This is a genomic window from Lentimicrobium sp. S6, from assembly GCF_013166635.1.
Classification (GTDB): Bacteria; Bacteroidota; Bacteroidia; order Bacteroidales; family UBA12170; genus UBA12170.
Genome location: NZ_JABKBZ010000015.1, coordinates 16159 through 31032, shown reverse-complemented (window position 1 = coordinate 31032; position 14874 = coordinate 16159). Strand labels below are relative to the sequence as shown.

Below are 14874 nucleotides of genomic sequence, written 5' to 3'. Positions count from 1 at the left end.
TTATAGCTCAAACACTCAACTTTATAGAAAAGCTCTAAATAAAAGATATTATGGAACAACATATAGAAATTAAAAAATTAGAAGATTGGGGAATCAGCTCCATAGAAAAGCCACTATTCATTTCAGGCCCTTGTAGCGCTGAAACAGAAGAACAAGTGGTCAATACCGCCAAAGAATTAAAGAACACTGGAGTTCAAGTGTACCGAGCCGGAATCTGGAAACCTAGAACCCGCGCCAATACCTTTGAAGGAGTAGGTAGCCAAGGATTAGAATGGCTAAAAACGGCAAAGCAAGAAACTGGTCTACTCACTTCCACCGAAGTGGCTCAGGTAAAACACGTTTATGAAGCCTTAAAAGCTGGCGTTGATATCATTTGGATTGGGGCTCGAACCTCTGCAAATCCGTTTGCTATGCAAGAAATAGCCGACTCTTTAAGAGGCGTTAATATTCCTGTTTTTGTAAAAAACCCCATTAATCCTGATGTGGAGCTGTGGATTGGAGCCATTGAGAGACTCAATCAAGCAGGAATTGATAAAATTGGAGCCATTCACCGAGGATTCTCCACTTATGAGCAAAGTCTATTTAGAAATATACCTAAATGGCAAATCCCCATTGAATTGAAACGCCGACTTCCAAACTTACCTTTGATTTGTGATCCAAGTCATATTGGTGGTAGAAGGAGTCTTATTCAAAGTTTATCACAAAAGGCATTAGATTTAAATTTCGATGGATTGATGGTAGAAGTACACCCCGACCCAGATTGTGCTTGGAGCGATGCCAAACAACAAATTACTCCAGCAGCTTTTGATGAAATGCTTGAGAAATTAGTTTTCCGCCAAGTAAAACCAGAGAATGTGAGTTTGGATGAATTGGAGGATTTACGTTATAAAATAGACATATACGATCAAGAAATCATCAAGATAATTGGTAAGAGAATGGAGGAAGTGGAAGCCATTGGTAGGTATAAAAAAGAGAATAATATGACTGTCTTACAATCGAAGCGATGGGATCATCTTTTAGATAAAAACATTAAAAAAGGAGAAGAAGCTCAGTTGAGTCCAGAAATCATTGCGGCTGTATTTAAGGCTATACATCAGGAGTCTATTAACAAACAAACACAGATTCTAAATGGTTAATTAGAAATTCAGACTTCTTCGTTACGCTTGCACATAAAATGGTCATTTACAACAGTAAACTCACATTTTAATGACTGCACAAGCCTCGAATTTGAGATTATAATTAAGCTATTTAATATCGAGCCGACCAGGTAAAAGAAAAACGCACCCATTTTTAGTCTCTTCATAATAGATAAGGCTTAGAAAGATGACAACCCCCAAAAAAAACTAGAATAATGAACAAAACAATTTATCCTTCAAAATATCAGCGTGTTGTTAAAGCACCCTCCTCAAAAAGTTATATGCAAAGAGCTATCGCTATAGCTTTATTAGCTGATGGGGAAACTCAGATTAGTAATGCCGATTTTAGTAATGATAGCATGTCCATTTTAAAAGTAGCAGAGCAATTGGGTGCTGAGGTTCATATTTCTGGTGATCAGGTATGTATTTTAGGAAAGCGAGACTTCAAAGGAAAAACCTTATCGGCTGGGGAGTCTGGCTTGGGTATTCGGACCTTCACTCCTATTGCTGCATTATTCCCTCAAACCATAAAGCTTACTGGGGAGGGCTCGCTATTAAAACGCCCTATCAACATGGTAGAAACTCCTTTGAGAGATTTAGGAGTAACAGTGGAAAGTCATAATGGATATCTTCCTCTTACTGTTTCTGGGCCCTTAAAAGGTGGAGTAGCAGAAGTTGACGGGAGTATTAGTTCACAAGTCCTCACAGGCCTACTGATTGCCCTACCCATGGCAGAAAACGATAGCCTTTTAAAAGTCAATAAACTCCAAAGTATTCCCTATATCGACATGACTTTAGACATCCTCAAAGCATTTGGAGCCCAAGTGGAGCAAGAGAATTACGAAACTTTCAAAATAAAAGGAAGCCAAAAATACAAAGCCAGAAACTATAAGATAGAAGGCGATTGGAGTGGCGCGGCTTTTCACTTGGTGGCTGGAGCCATTGCTGGTGAAGTAGATGTAAAAGGCTTAAACCCTCAATCACTTCAAGCAGACAGAGCCCTACTCGATGCATTAGAGAAATCAGGTGCAAAAGTTGAAATCTCTGAGGAGTCTATAAAAATCAGCAAAGCTCCCTTGCAGGCTTTCGATTTTGATGCCACCCATTGTCCTGATCTATTCCCTCCTCTGGTTGTTTTAGCAGCAGCTTGCAAAGGTGAAACAAGAATAACAGGCGTCACAAGATTGTATCATAAAGAAAGCAATAGAGCTTTGGTTCTTCAGCAAGAGATGGGGAAATTAGGCATAAAAATAAAACTAGATGGAGATGTGATGATTATAAAAGGAGGAGAAATCAGTGGAGGAAAAATCCATTCCAATAATGACCATAGAATTGCCATGGCAGGTGCAATTGCTGCATTAATTGCTTCAGGGCCCATTGAAATTGAACATGCAGAGGCTATTAATAAGAGTTATCCTGGTTTTTTTGAGGATTTAGGGTCGTCGACCCCTTTAGCGGGTCGACGAACCTAGTCTTCTAGAAGATACCTCCGTATTTTGAAATCTTCATGACGGAAATTGTGGTACTCAACAAATTCTTCCTTGTTGTTGAATATCTGAAACACCTTTTCTCTAGCAACAATAGTATCTTCATCAGATAACATGGCTGGATAGGAACTGAATTTATAATCTCTGAAGTTTTTCACTAAGTCATGCTTTGCAGCATTGTGATTTACATAAAATATAAGCCTTTTTAAATAGTCCTCTCTTCTGACCAGAATCCTTCTAAATGGTTTCATGAATAATCCTCCGATTCTATCCTTTCGCAAATTAACTTTGTTGGTATAACTCACGATGAGGCTTCCTATTTGTCTACTAAATTGATCTCCATTTTCATCATTCACTCGTAATACAAAATGGTAATGGTTGGGTATAAGACAATAGGCATATAAATCGCAGTAATCATAAAGGTATTCAATAAATTTATCCAGAAACATATAATAATCCTTCTCTCGAAAGAATACTTTCTGATGATTCAATCCTCTATTATAGATGTGATATACATTCCCAGGTTCGATGCGCGTTAAAATCTTTTCTGAGGGCATGATATTTTTTTGCCATAAAGATAAGGAAAAAAAGAAAGCTTTAGGGTCGTCGACCCTCTTAAGAGGGTCGACGACCCTAGTAAATCGTATACCCAACAGCCCATTCAAAATAATCAGCAGCACCGGCATGAGCTTTTATAGTAACTCCCGCAAAGAAATGATCAGTGATGCGATAGCGCATACCTACTCTTTCGTAATACACTGTTTTTTCATCGTTTTCTTCATTGCGATGTAAATAGAAACCGATAGCGATTGGCACATATAATTTCTTTGTTAAGGCCCACTCCCAAGAACCAGTAAGTGCATATGTATAGGATTTGGAAAAAGTAGATTGATCTGATTTATTTCTATAATTGGATTTATCAGAATAAAAAATATCCAAACCAGCTCCAATTCTATATTTATAATTAATCTGTCTTAAGAAATCGATAGTTAAAGTAGTTTTCAAGTAGTTATCTCCTCCAACTTGATAGTTCTTACTTCCCACTCCAAGAGCTACATTCACCAGGTTATGTCTTTCGAATTTCGGGATAGGGCGACCTTCTTTAACAACCTCCACTTTGTCCATCTTATAACTTACACCAACTGTTATAGGAATTAGGTTTAAACCGTAGTTTGGTTGCTTGAAAGAGCCATTGGAAAAATGTTTGAATCCGAAAGAACCATTAGCTGACCATCGGTCATTAAATTTATAATTAGCTACAAAAGCTAAATGTACATAACAGTTTTTATAGGAACCTACGAATACATTGGTTGGGTTTTTAATAGGGTCGTAAGGATTGAATTTATAAGATAAACCAAATGCTCCAGAATAAGAGAAAGACCATTTTTTGAGGCCCTCAAATTTGAGGGGGATGGTTAAGAAGAAATATACCGCTCCCGGATTTCCGATGTCGGTATTATGGAAAGTAGAGGTATAAAGTCCAACTCCAAAATAAGGACGACGATATACATTACTATAAATATCATCTGCATTAGCATTACGAAACCCCAAACGTATATCTGCACCATTATAATAGGATGCATCCACCACTTGCTGAGAAAATTCAGTATTATTACCCAACATGGCACCATTCTCAAATCTTAGATCAAAGGTTTTTGAGAACTTCTTAGTTTTAACTTTAGCCTCCTCCGTTTGCGCATATACCGAAAAGGATAAACACAAGAATAGGATAGCAAGTATAAATTTGGATGATTTCATTATTTAATATTTGATTTTGTTAGAACAAAGATATTAGAATACTGGAATTAAAAAAATCAAACTCCCTATTCTGATAGTTAAGGTAGAACTTCAATTAAACCAATAAAGTCATTCCTAAGGCTATTAAGAAAAGCATATTTCTAATCAATAAGCCCTTTCCTAAAACATGATTTTCTTGCCATGATTTACTGGCAATAAGAAAACCGGTGCTAGTGACTAGAGTGATAATTGAAATTGATACCATTTTCTCAGAACCAGCTATACTTGCGATGGCAAATAACAAACCAACACTTCCAATGGAAAAGGCCAAATAATTAAGCTTCGAGAGAAACAAAATCATTCCTTGTGATTGTAGTATAGACTCTGACTCTTGAGAGTCCTCAAATTTATAGGTTCTGAATGCCAATAAGAAATAGCTCATTGATAATAATATTCCTCCAAATGCCATTACATAAACTATAGCATTTGTATAAAATATCAAAATGCCTAAACCAAATATACCCAGCGCTATTTTCTCCAATAGCTCTATTTTCTCAATCTGTTTATCAACGATTTTTGATAGGACCAACATTGGTGTTTCTTGATTACTCATAAATATTAATATTTGTTGTTAAATAATTCTGGCATCGATATTTCTTTCAAAAGGCAAAAAAAAGGTCAAGGGTTACCGACCTTCCAAAAAGGTCAAGGGTTGCCGACCTTCCAAAAAGGTCAAGGGTTGCCGACCTTCCAAAAAGGTCGACAACCCTTGATCGGCTAATCAAGATATAATTTTGAATATTTTGGATAGCGAACAGTATAAGTCACCTGTAATTCAACAGAGGCTTTAGGTTCAAGCTCCAAATCCCATGTGAGTTTTCCTGTTTTCGGTTCAGATTTAGCACCAGAAACTTCAATCAATTCAATTTCAATATTCTGATTGATGGCAAGTGGAAACTGGTCTTCTAAAATCACTTTTACAGCAGTGTTTTTATTATTCTTCACTTCAATATCCCAACTTAGGGTTTCTAGAATGCTCTTGCCTAATACTTTTCTTTCTAGTCTTTCTTTATTTCCTTTTCTGGTGACCATAATATCTCTATCTCTTCCTAGAGAAACATCCAAAGTATCACCTGCATAGGAGTCACTAATATAACTTTCTCCAACATAGGTGCCGCTATAATAGATATTCGATTTTCCGGAGAGCAAATTTAAATCTGTCCAATTGGGAATTTGTGCGGTTAGAAAAACATCATCATCCAATTTAGGAATAGCATAGTAAACGTAGTCTACTGGGACTTTTACTTCTTTAATCTTTAGGCTATAATCTTTCCCATCGGAAAGAACGGTGAATGGCGTTTTAACCTCATATTCTAGATTGCTCAACTTTTGCTTTACATTTTCTGTAAGATAGTTTTCTGTTATAATGGAACTATTGGAACCTTTACTCCGATCTGAAAGATTTACACCTCCAACTGTTGTTACAACAGATGAAGCATTTCTATTTGGCCTACGAGCATCATCATTAAATGAAAATGTGCCGCCTGTTGTAGTCTCATCTTTAGATATTAATGGTACTTCATAGGCTATAATTTCTACCGCGTCCAAATTTATTTCTCGAGAATTCATTTCAACATCCAAAAAATTAATTTTTCCTTCTTCTACAATCACATACTCAACTATAACTGGCTGATAACCAATCGTACTTGCCTTAAGCGTAAACACACCATTAGGAATAGGTTTCATAGTATAATTCCCATCAAAATCTGTTGATGTACCAGCAATTTGAGTACCATTATATTCAAGAATAACATTTGTAAAGGGAACCGGTTCATAAGTCTCAGCATCAACTAATTGTCCTTTTAACGATGCGTTTTTTTCAGTTCCAAGAACAGTAGAATTATATTTATTTTCTTTTGCCTTTCTCTTATCAATAAACCAGTCCTCCAACTCGGGCTTGGCACTCCCCAAACTTGGATCGCTTGTGGACAAAGTCAAAGCTACCTCTTTCCAATCTTCGCCAGAGTTTTGATAAATAATCGCATTATAATCAATGGCTAAAGGCTCGCCTAATTCTTTCACCCTAAAATCGTAAACAGGTTCCCAAGCTGCGGCGGTTAAATAATAGCTTAGCTTGAAAGTTTGCTTTAAAACCTCTTTCTCATTTTCTAAAAGAATATAAACTTGACTATACTCTTTGCTCCCTTCCATTTTGATTTTAGACCTCTTATTATCTAAGTCCACTATCTCTTCTTTTATATTATCCAGTTCCAAATCAAGTGCTGAAACCTTTTTACTGATCTCGGTCAGCTTGGTTCTATAAAATTCTGCGCCAGCTTTAATTTCGGCTATGGTAGCTCCTTTATCACCACCTAACACACCATTATTTAAAATAAAATCCTTTTCCATTTGAAAGACCTGCTTTTCAATTCTATTGTCTTTTATCTTTTGCTTCAGATTTTTAATTTCTAATTCAATAGCTTTGATTTGAGCTCTATCATCTACTTTTTTTGAACGCCCATTCTCTAACTTCACCGACAATATTTTGGCATTCTTCACATTACTCACTAGCAAACTCTGATGATTAAATTGAACCGGTAATTCATCAACTAATAATAATTGCTTGCCTTTCTTGGCATTAAAAGTGACTTCACGACTCACTTCTGCACCACTAAAAAACAGATTGACTTCTTTAATTTTTGACTCTGCAATTAAGGTATCAGAACCTTGAGCAAAAGCTCCAAAGGTAAATAAGGATAGAAATAAAAAGAGAATATTCTTCATGAGATATGGTTTTACAATGTGTAGACTACAGCAGTCAAATATAATATAAAGATTAATAGGATAAAACGAAGAAGAAAAATTATACATAACGATTATTTTTATCTTTGACATCCTCAAAAACACATCAACTATCTATGAAAAAACACATCCTAACTTTTTTAGTCATCCTCATCAGTGGAATTAATGTTATTGCACAAGTTGAAGTTTCAGCCGATTCATTAAAAAAACATGTTTATGTGTTGGCTAGTGATTCCTTAGAAGGTAGAGGCCTCTCCACTCACTCAGGATTAAAAGCCGCTCACTATATTGCTGGCTATTTTAAAGAATTTGGTCTAGAAACCATTGGAGACTCTTATCTGCATCCTTTTAATACCTATTTCAGCACCACCAATCTTGTTGGTCACAACGTAATTGCTCTGATTGAAGGAAGTGATTCCAAATTAAAAGATGAATATATCGTTTTGGGTGCACATTATGATCATGTATCCTTTTATTATAATTCTAAAGGCGAAAAAATTATCTATAATGGGGCCGATGATAATGCATCGGGTACTTCAGGTGTGATAGAACTGGGGAGGGCATTAAAAGAAAATAGTCATTTATTGAAACGTAGTGTTATTCTCATTGCATTTGATGGAGAAGAAAGTGGGTTGATTGGCTCTACTAAGGTATTAAAACAGGAATTCTTTCCTGCTGATGATATAAAGCTAATGATGAGTATCGATATGATAGGTCGATATTCGGAGAGCCAACAATGCGTGATTGGCGCTATGGCTAGTGTTAATGGAGGAAATGACATCTTGGAAGAAGTGGCCAAAAACCATCAAATCAAGATTAAGAATTCCGGTAAGAAAGTATCACAAAGAACCGATTCGGGGCCATTTGGAGATTTTGGAATTCCTGCACTTTATATTTCTTCGGGAATTGTTGGCCCATACCACAAACCTCAAGATGATGCAGAAACCATCGACTATAATGGCATGAAGGAAATAACAGAGCTTCTTTTCGACTTGACGATAAAGTTAGCGGAACAAGAAAAACTAGAGCCAAGTAAATATCTAATCGCACAAACAAAAAATGGAGGAGTCCCAAGACTCAGATATGGTTTAAAAGCCAGTTTTGGAAGTAGCCATCATCATTATTCAGATGACTTTTATAATGGTAAAAACAAATTTAGCTATGAAATAGGTCTGATGACCCAACTAAAAATTACCAAAAACATTTCTTTACTACCCGAAGTACTTTACTCTTCAATGGGAAGCGGATTCCCTGATGGAAACTTCAGAACACAAAGCATCAGTACGCCTGTCAGTTTAGTATTGGCTTCTGGAATGGGACAAATGAATAGTCGTTTCTATGTTTCAGCAGGAGCTTACTATTCCTATCATTTTTCTGGAAAAGCAGGGGGAGAATCCTTAGATTTTGAAAATCGATTCCACCAATCAGAAACAGGCTTAGTATTTGGAATAGGACTGGAAGTGAGCTCCATATTTGTGAGTCTAAACTTCAAGAATGGCTTCTCCGAAATTATGAAAGAACAAGATGCGCCAAAGATGAGTTCCCGAGCTAGTTATTTTACGATTGGGTATATGTTTTAAAACAAGAAATCATATCCCTTTAATGACATCTTAGCATACTTATCTTCATCAAATTTATAAAGCTTAGAATCTTTTCCATTTATTGATTCTACTGTCTTCTCTAAGTCAACGAGTAAATTGGAGTTGAAAATCTTTTTCCTGAAATTTCTTTTATCGAATGACTTGGACAGTGCTTCTTCGTAAAGCGCCTGTAATTGCGTAATGGTGAACTCTTTTGGCAAAAGGTTAAAACCAACCGGACGACGTTTTACCCTTCTCTTCAATCTCTCTTTGGCAAAATCGATGATATCATTGTGATCGAAGGCCAAATCGGGAATTTCATCGTAAGGAAACCATTTCAATCCTGTTTTCGACCATTTCATGGACTCATCACTATCATATCTGATTAGCCCATAATGACCAATATTGACAACCCTTCCCAGAGGGTTACGAAACACCTTACCACTGGCATTGAGCTGTTCAATATAGGCTTCTTCGTTCCCTATAGATTCCTCCAAGAGGTGTTTGACACAAATATCGATACTTTCATCTGGTTTTATATATTTCGAGGGTAAAATATAGGCTCCTTTATAAGGGTTTTCATCTTTTAGTTTCAATAGTACGTGGAGTTTTTCCAAGTCGAAACCAAAAATAACTAGAGAGGTAGCTAGAGCTACATTAAAATACTCTTCAATGTCTTTTCGTTCCATGATATTAGTTTTTTGGTGCTACAAATTTAGTAAATCACAGAAATTGAAGAAATTAAATAGTGCTAAAATATTCTAATAAGTACGAAACTTAGATATTTGCCGACTGTCTTCTGTTAAATAATAGGCATTTAAATCCGCTGTCATGCAGCTATGAATGGGGATAATATCTAAAATATCTCCAATTTTTACTCTTTTGAGAAAGGCTTCAGAAACCCTGATAATTCCATGCTCTTGACTTAGGCTTATAACAGGAAATCCATTTGCTATACTTTCATTTTCATAATGGGCCCAGCCATAAATGGTTTCTTTTTGGTATTGTATGGAATCTTTTGAGAGATGAACTCCACCACCATAAATGGCAATTTCTGTTCTTTTGAGGTAAATACCAATGACCGGACATTTTACTCGTACTGCGATTTCCTCTTCTGCACAAGCCCCTATAGCATATTGCATAAAATCGTAGAAGATGAAATTTCCGGGGCGCCACTCGTCAATCCCATCAAACTTGTCGGCGAAATTACTCGAAGGGGTATCTCCCATGCTGAGGATCATTTGAGGATATTGCTCCATATATTCCTTCTTAAGCTCCTCCATGTTTTTTCTGGCTTCCTCAAAAATACTTCTTCCTTTTTTAGCATTTAATGAATGATAGCTATTGCCGGTATGACTTAAAAATCCAGAGAATTCCAGATGTTCAGTAACATCAATCTTTTTGAGGAGGCTATTGATTAAAGTTCTGTCTTCATAATAAACCCCGCTCCTTCCATATCCCGTATCAATCTCTATAAAAACAAAAATGGGAGAATAGGTTTCTTGAGCCAAACGAGTGAGGGTTTCCAAATGGTCAACACATAAGGATAATTTCACTTGACTAGCTATTAGATTCGCTTTTTGCATTTCTCTCACATTTAGAGGAATAGCCACACAAATATCTTTCCATCCATGGTTTACAAATTCATAAGCCATATCTAATGATGAGCAAGTACACTTGTCAATGCCTTCTTGTCTGAACCATTCCGCTATTTGAGGAGATTGATGCGTTTTAAAATGAGGTCGAAAATCCATTTCATGCTGCTCACAAATAGCCTTCATCTTCTGAATATTCTTTTTAGCCTGAAGGGTGTTTAAAGTTAAAGTTGGGCGAGTCATTTTTCTATTTTTTTTCGGTGAAACAAAATATACTACCATCTTGAGCTGCCACGATGATCATCTTCTTATTGATTGCAGGAGTTCCAATAATAGGGCTACCTATTTCGTAAGACCAGAGCCTCTCCCCTGTTTCAATATCAAGAACATATACTCTCCCATCAGTGGAGCTTACCAAGACTTTATCATGGGCAATAATCGGTGAACTGTCTACCTTTCTCAGGGTTTTAAATTTCCACAAAACATCTCCACTTTCTGTATCATAACAATAGACATATCTGTTTTGAGAACCAATGATGGCTTTACTTTCATTAACAGCAGGAGAACCCACAAAAGAGCCTGTTTGCTCGTTCTTCCAAATGATCTTCATTTCCTTTAAATCCGTTTTAAAAAAAGTTCCATCGTAATTTCCAAAATAGGCATAATGTTCATGAATGGCAGAAGACGAAGCAATATAAGTCCCCATCATAATGGTGTCTTTTACTTTCCCTGTATAAACATCCACCAAATGAAGGTAGCCATCACAGCCTCCAAAAATGGCTAGATTTTCATAAATGGCAGCAGCTCCATTTATATAATTATCGGTTTCATACTTCCAGAGGAGCTTTCCGGATTGAGCATCCACAGAATGAAGAAAGAAATCGTAGCTGCCGAAGAGAATTTGTTTGGTTTTTTGGTCGGACGAGTATGCCCAATTCACCGAGCCTGAAATCTGACCTTCGGTTTCATAGCTCCACTTTTCTTCTCCAGTTTTGGCATCAATAGCATAAAGACCCCCCTCCAATGAACCAATATAAACCAATCCATCTAAATACATGGGTGGTGCTTCAAAACTGGTCTCCACTTGAAACTTCCATTCCTGCTCACCCTTCTTATTGAGGGCATATAAACTTCCATCATCACAGCCCACAAATATCAAATCCCCTCCAAAAACTGGCGAACTCTTGATCACATCATTTGCCTTAAAAGTCCATTTCACTTCAAGCTGATCGGCTATCTCAACATTTGTGACTCCACTTAAGTTTTGGTCTCCTCGGTTAATATTCCAACCAAAGGATTGACTAAAATTCAATAATGGAAGGAATAACAAAAGAAAAAGTATTGGTTTCATAAACATATCTTTTGCCTCAAAATTACTCAATTTTTATGCATGACAATAGAATAGGCATTGTCATTTTTTTACTATACTTGTAAAATATCTAAAAACCCAAAACAAAATTAATGTTTATGCCCACCAAACAGTCCCCTACCAAAGGAAAAAACAGAGTAGAAGCCATTGATGCATTGAGAGGATTCGCCGTTTTAGGAATTTTATTGGCCAATATTATGAGCTTTAGTGGAGTGAGGTTTCTCCCTTTTACAGAGATTAAACTATGGCCCAGCTTCGAAACCGATTTGATGATTTATAAGCTTATCGGAATTTTTGTCGACACCAAGTTCTATACCATTTTCTCGCTTCTTTTTGGAATTGGTTTCTATTTTCAGTTCCATAAAAACAGAAATAACCAAGCTGAGTTTATGCCCATTTATTATCGAAGACTCGGGTTTTTAATCCTTTTTGGAGCTATTCATAGCTTCTTCTGGTCTGGCGATATTTTAATGATTTATGCTTTCGTTGGATTTCTTTTCACCTTGTTCAGAAACCTAAAACCCAAACAACTATTCACCGTTTCTGCTCTTGCATTTATGATGCCCTTACTTATTGACATCTTTATGCTGATGTGGAAACCTGGATTTATGAATCCTGAAAAGAGTTTGGCCTTAAAAACCCATTTAGATATCGAACCCACACAACTCGTAGAACCCTTTATGAATGGAAGCTTCTGGGAAGTCACAAAAATGAATTGGCATAACTTGCTTTGGCGCTGGTTCGATTTATTGCCTTCTGGGCGTCCATTTAAATTACTATCACTGTTCATTTTAGGTTATTACTTAATGTACACAGGCTATTTTCAAGAGAAAGCACATTCTGTGAAACGCCTTGTCATCTATTCTATTTTAGGTTTGGGGCTCACCCTCTTATCGAAACAAGTAGGTGGCAGCATGGGCCAATTTCCTAGCACTTGGAACGATATCCTTTATAAATTCCTATTCAGTTTTGGGCAGATAAATATGGCTTTTGCCTATATCTCCATTATTACCATCCTCTATAAAACCAAGATAGGAGAAAATATGATGTCGGGATTAAAGTTTGCTGGAAGAATGTCGTTTACCAGTTACCTCAGTCATACTTTCTTTGGCATTTTAATTTTCTATCCTTATGCCTTAGGATATTTTGGGAAGATTACGCTATGGCAAGCGGAAATCATTGCAGTTATTATTTTCATTTTACAAGTGTATTTGGCTAAACTTTGGTTAAAGTATTACACTTTTGGTCCATTAGAATGGCTATGGAGGAGTCTAACTTATGGAAAATTTCTATCGATGAAAAAAGAGGACAAAAGCTAGAATCATGAAACTAAAAGTTATATTCCTGATCTTAATTAGTTGGAATTGTATTCACGAGTTTTGCACAAGTAGAACAAGATGATACTACAAGCACCAGCAGTATCATCACTATTGAGAAACAAAAATTGTTTAAGAACATAGATGTATTGATGCATTTTCGTTCTGGTTTTACCAGTCGGTTTCAAGACGGAACACACCTTTCATCAAATTTAGTATGGAGCAATTCAGATTGGAAATTAAGGCTTATGTTCATGAAAAATTTTCCATTTCAAACAATAGATATACCTTCACCTTTGAACCTCAATCTATTGATAATATTTTTAAAGGCCTTAACTTTGCCTTTCTACGCTTCAATATTGCTCCAAAATGGCAACTTACTGTTGGTAAAACCTGGGCCGGCTGGGGAGGAATAGAATTCGGTTTAAACCCGATTTATGTATATGGATTTTCGGATATTATTCAACAAGCCGACAACTTCTTTGCTGGAAAAGAAGGAAAAGAGTTTGCCAAGTTAGCCAGTGCCACCATTCGCGGAGTAGTTCAAAGGTGTTGGGAACGACCGTATTGCAGACCATATTCTTAAGTATTGCTTTATTTGCCATTGGTTTTCCAGCTGCAGGAGTAGTATCCCTCATCATTCTATTCATAGCTATCATTCAACTGCCGCTAGCCTTTATTATTTTGCCAGTCATCATCGTGTATTCAGCTATGCCAACACCACCCCCGCTGTGATTTTTGCCATTTGGAGTTTGGCTTGGGCCATCAGCGATTCTTTCATTAAACCTATCTTAAAGTGTAGAGGAGTTAATATTCTTATGTTGGCTATTTTATTGGGAGCTACTGGCGGGATGGTACTTGGTGGAATTATTGGATTATTTATTGGTGCGGTAGTTCTGGCTTTTACCTTCAAAACCTTTCAGGCTATATTCATGAGGAATGAAGAACTTGCTGAGCAATCAGAAAGCTAGAACAACACCATTTTTAAGGGATTTTCACTTTTCAGAATCGAGAAAATGAATCACCTTTGTAGCTAAATATTGTTTATGAAACCTCAGACTAAATATATACTTGCCGCTCCTTTGGTGCTTCCCATTTTACCTATCATCTATATCCAAGGAGAAATCATTAAAAGAACCGTTCCTAGATTGCCCGAAGCCACAGGAATAGAAGGAAATGTAAAAGTTAATTCTGATAAAAGCCTCCGTTTACTATGTATTGGTGAGAGTAGTATGGCTGGTGTAGGAGCAGAAACCCATGAGGAGGCCATTGGAGGAACTATTGCCAAGGAAATATCGAGCCGATTAAATACTAATGTCTATTGGAGAGTTTATGCTAGGAATGGCTATACAGCAAAACGAGTTCGATTTAAGATCCTTCCTAAAATCACAGAACGGAATTTCGATATCATAGTGATTGCTTTGGGCGCAAACGATTCCTTTGCTATGAATAGCCCTAAGACTTGGCGAGAAAATATCATTGCGCTTTTAAAAGACACACAAGCACTATTTCCCAATACACCCATCGTATTTATGAATATGCCTCCCATCAAAGAATTCCCAGCTTTTAGCAGGCTTATTCGTTTTTCAGTGGGGAATTTAGTGGATATGTTAGGAAAAGAACTCGACGAAACCATCAAATCATTTGATGATGTATATTTCTCACAAGAACTGATCACCGTAGAATCTTGGAAAAAGAAATATCAAGTAGAAGGTAAAGCTTCTGAATTTTTCAGTGATGGGGTTCATCCATCAAAATTTACTTATCAGGTTTGGGCTAAGGATGTTGTGGATTTTATAATTGAAAAAAAGATATTAAAATAATGCTCTGTTTATTCTTAGAACAGTTATTA

14 protein-coding genes are annotated in these 14874 nt (G+C 36.6%); 7 read left to right on the top strand and 7 right to left on the bottom strand.

Going from position 1 to position 14874, the window contains the following annotated elements:
* Positions 1-50: 50 nt before the first annotated feature.
* Complete coding sequence (locus tag HNS40_RS07340) at positions 51-1136, top strand: bifunctional 3-deoxy-7-phosphoheptulonate synthase/chorismate mutase type II (protein WP_216663695.1); 1086 nt, start codon at positions 51-53, stop codon at positions 1134-1136.
* A gap of 215 nt (positions 1137-1351) precedes the next feature.
* The gene (aroA, locus tag HNS40_RS07335; RefSeq protein WP_172279225.1) at positions 1352-2608 is read left to right on the top strand and encodes a 3-phosphoshikimate 1-carboxyvinyltransferase; all 1257 of its coding nucleotides are present in this window, start codon (positions 1352-1354) and stop codon (positions 2606-2608) included.
* Here the strand turns inward: aroA and HNS40_RS07330 are convergent.
* The 4 genes from HNS40_RS07330 to HNS40_RS07315 form a co-directional block, all read right to left on the bottom strand.
* Positions 2605-3180, bottom strand: a complete 576-nt coding sequence (locus HNS40_RS07330; protein ID WP_172279223.1) for a hypothetical protein — start codon at positions 3178-3180, stop codon at positions 2605-2607. The genes aroA and HNS40_RS07330 overlap by 4 nt on opposite strands.
* Before the next feature lie 76 nt (positions 3181-3256).
* Positions 3257-4381 carry an acyloxyacyl hydrolase gene (locus HNS40_RS07325; protein ID WP_172279221.1) on the bottom strand — a complete coding sequence of 375 codons (1125 nt, stop codon included), beginning with the start codon at positions 4379-4381 and terminating at the stop codon, positions 3257-3259.
* A gap of 94 nt (positions 4382-4475) precedes the next feature.
* On the bottom strand, positions 4476-4973 hold the full coding sequence (locus HNS40_RS07320) for a hypothetical protein (protein ID WP_172279219.1): 498 nt from the start codon (positions 4971-4973) through the stop codon (positions 4476-4478).
* Positions 4974-5137: 164 nt separating this feature from the next.
* Positions 5138-7144, bottom strand: a complete 2007-nt coding sequence (locus tag HNS40_RS07315) for a DUF4139 domain-containing protein (RefSeq protein ID WP_172279217.1) — start codon at positions 7142-7144, stop codon at positions 5138-5140.
* A gap of 134 nt (positions 7145-7278) precedes the next feature.
* Here HNS40_RS07315 and HNS40_RS07310 point away from each other — a divergent pair, with 134 nt between their 5' ends.
* Entirely contained in the window at positions 7279-8742 is a 1464-nt protein-coding gene (locus HNS40_RS07310) for a M28 family peptidase (RefSeq protein WP_172279215.1), read from the top strand.
* Here the strand turns inward: HNS40_RS07310 and HNS40_RS07305 are convergent.
* The 3 genes from HNS40_RS07305 to HNS40_RS07295 form a co-directional block, all read right to left on the bottom strand.
* Positions 8739-9431 (bottom strand): NUDIX hydrolase, encoded by a 693-nt coding sequence (locus HNS40_RS07305; protein WP_172279213.1) that lies wholly within the window; start codon positions 9429-9431, stop codon positions 8739-8741. The two genes, HNS40_RS07310 and HNS40_RS07305, sit on opposite strands and share 4 nt — an antisense overlap.
* Before the next feature lie 72 nt (positions 9432-9503).
* Positions 9504-10580, bottom strand: coding sequence for an alanine racemase (locus HNS40_RS07300; protein WP_172279211.1), 1077 nt, complete (start codon positions 10578-10580; stop codon positions 9504-9506).
* A gap of 4 nt (positions 10581-10584) precedes the next feature.
* Complete coding sequence (locus HNS40_RS07295; protein ID WP_172279209.1) at positions 10585-11688, bottom strand: PQQ-binding-like beta-propeller repeat protein; 1104 nt, start codon at positions 11686-11688, stop codon at positions 10585-10587.
* Positions 11689-11804: 116 nt separating this feature from the next.
* On the opposite strand from HNS40_RS07295, the gene HNS40_RS07290 reads away from it, so the two are divergent.
* From HNS40_RS07290 to HNS40_RS07275, 4 genes are all read left to right on the top strand, one after another.
* On the top strand, positions 11805-13025 hold the full coding sequence (locus HNS40_RS07290; protein WP_172279207.1) for a DUF418 domain-containing protein: 1221 nt from the start codon (positions 11805-11807) through the stop codon (positions 13023-13025).
* A 214-nt stretch (positions 13026-13239) separates the two neighbouring features.
* Positions 13240-13608, top strand: a complete 369-nt coding sequence (locus tag HNS40_RS07285) for a porin (RefSeq protein WP_172279204.1) — start codon at positions 13240-13242, stop codon at positions 13606-13608.
* A gap of 145 nt (positions 13609-13753) precedes the next feature.
* On the top strand, positions 13754-13993 hold the full coding sequence (locus tag HNS40_RS07280; protein ID WP_172279202.1) for a hypothetical protein: 240 nt from the start codon (positions 13754-13756) through the stop codon (positions 13991-13993).
* A gap of 75 nt (positions 13994-14068) precedes the next feature.
* On the top strand, positions 14069-14845 hold the full coding sequence (locus HNS40_RS07275; RefSeq protein ID WP_172279200.1) for an SGNH/GDSL hydrolase family protein: 777 nt from the start codon (positions 14069-14071) through the stop codon (positions 14843-14845).
* The last annotated feature ends 29 nt before the right edge of the window (positions 14846-14874 follow it).

Excerpts from the sequence above, each read along its gene's own strand:
- HNS40_RS07305 (WP_172279213.1), bottom strand. The coding sequence starts at position 9,431 with ATGGAACGAAAAGACATTGAAGAGTATTTTAATGTAGCTCTAGCTACC.
- HNS40_RS07285 (WP_172279204.1), top strand. The coding sequence starts at position 13,240 with ATGGAGCAATTCAGATTGGAAATTAAGGCTTATGTTCATGAAAAATTT.
- HNS40_RS07310 (WP_172279215.1), top strand. The coding sequence starts at position 7,279 with ATGAAAAAACACATCCTAACTTTTTTAGTCATCCTCATCAGTGGAATT.
- HNS40_RS07340 (WP_216663695.1), top strand. The coding sequence starts at position 51 with ATGGAACAACATATAGAAATTAAAAAATTAGAAGATTGGGGAATCAGC.
- HNS40_RS07320 (WP_172279219.1), bottom strand. The coding sequence starts at position 4,973 with ATGAGTAATCAAGAAACACCAATGTTGGTCCTATCAAAAATCGTTGAT.
- HNS40_RS07300 (WP_172279211.1), bottom strand. The coding sequence starts at position 10,580 with ATGACTCGCCCAACTTTAACTTTAAACACCCTTCAGGCTAAAAAGAAT.
- HNS40_RS07290 (WP_172279207.1), top strand. The coding sequence starts at position 11,805 with ATGCCCACCAAACAGTCCCCTACCAAAGGAAAAAACAGAGTAGAAGCC.
- HNS40_RS07325 (WP_172279221.1), bottom strand. The coding sequence starts at position 4,381 with ATGAAATCATCCAAATTTATACTTGCTATCCTATTCTTGTGTTTATCC.
- HNS40_RS07295 (WP_172279209.1), bottom strand. The coding sequence starts at position 11,688 with ATGAAACCAATACTTTTTCTTTTGTTATTCCTTCCATTATTGAATTTT.
- aroA (WP_172279225.1), top strand. The coding sequence starts at position 1,352 with ATGAACAAAACAATTTATCCTTCAAAATATCAGCGTGTTGTTAAAGCA.
- HNS40_RS07330 (WP_172279223.1), bottom strand. The coding sequence starts at position 3,180 with ATGCCCTCAGAAAAGATTTTAACGCGCATCGAACCTGGGAATGTATAT.
- HNS40_RS07275 (WP_172279200.1), top strand. The coding sequence starts at position 14,069 with ATGAAACCTCAGACTAAATATATACTTGCCGCTCCTTTGGTGCTTCCC.
- HNS40_RS07315 (WP_172279217.1), bottom strand. The coding sequence starts at position 7,144 with ATGAAGAATATTCTCTTTTTATTTCTATCCTTATTTACCTTTGGAGCT.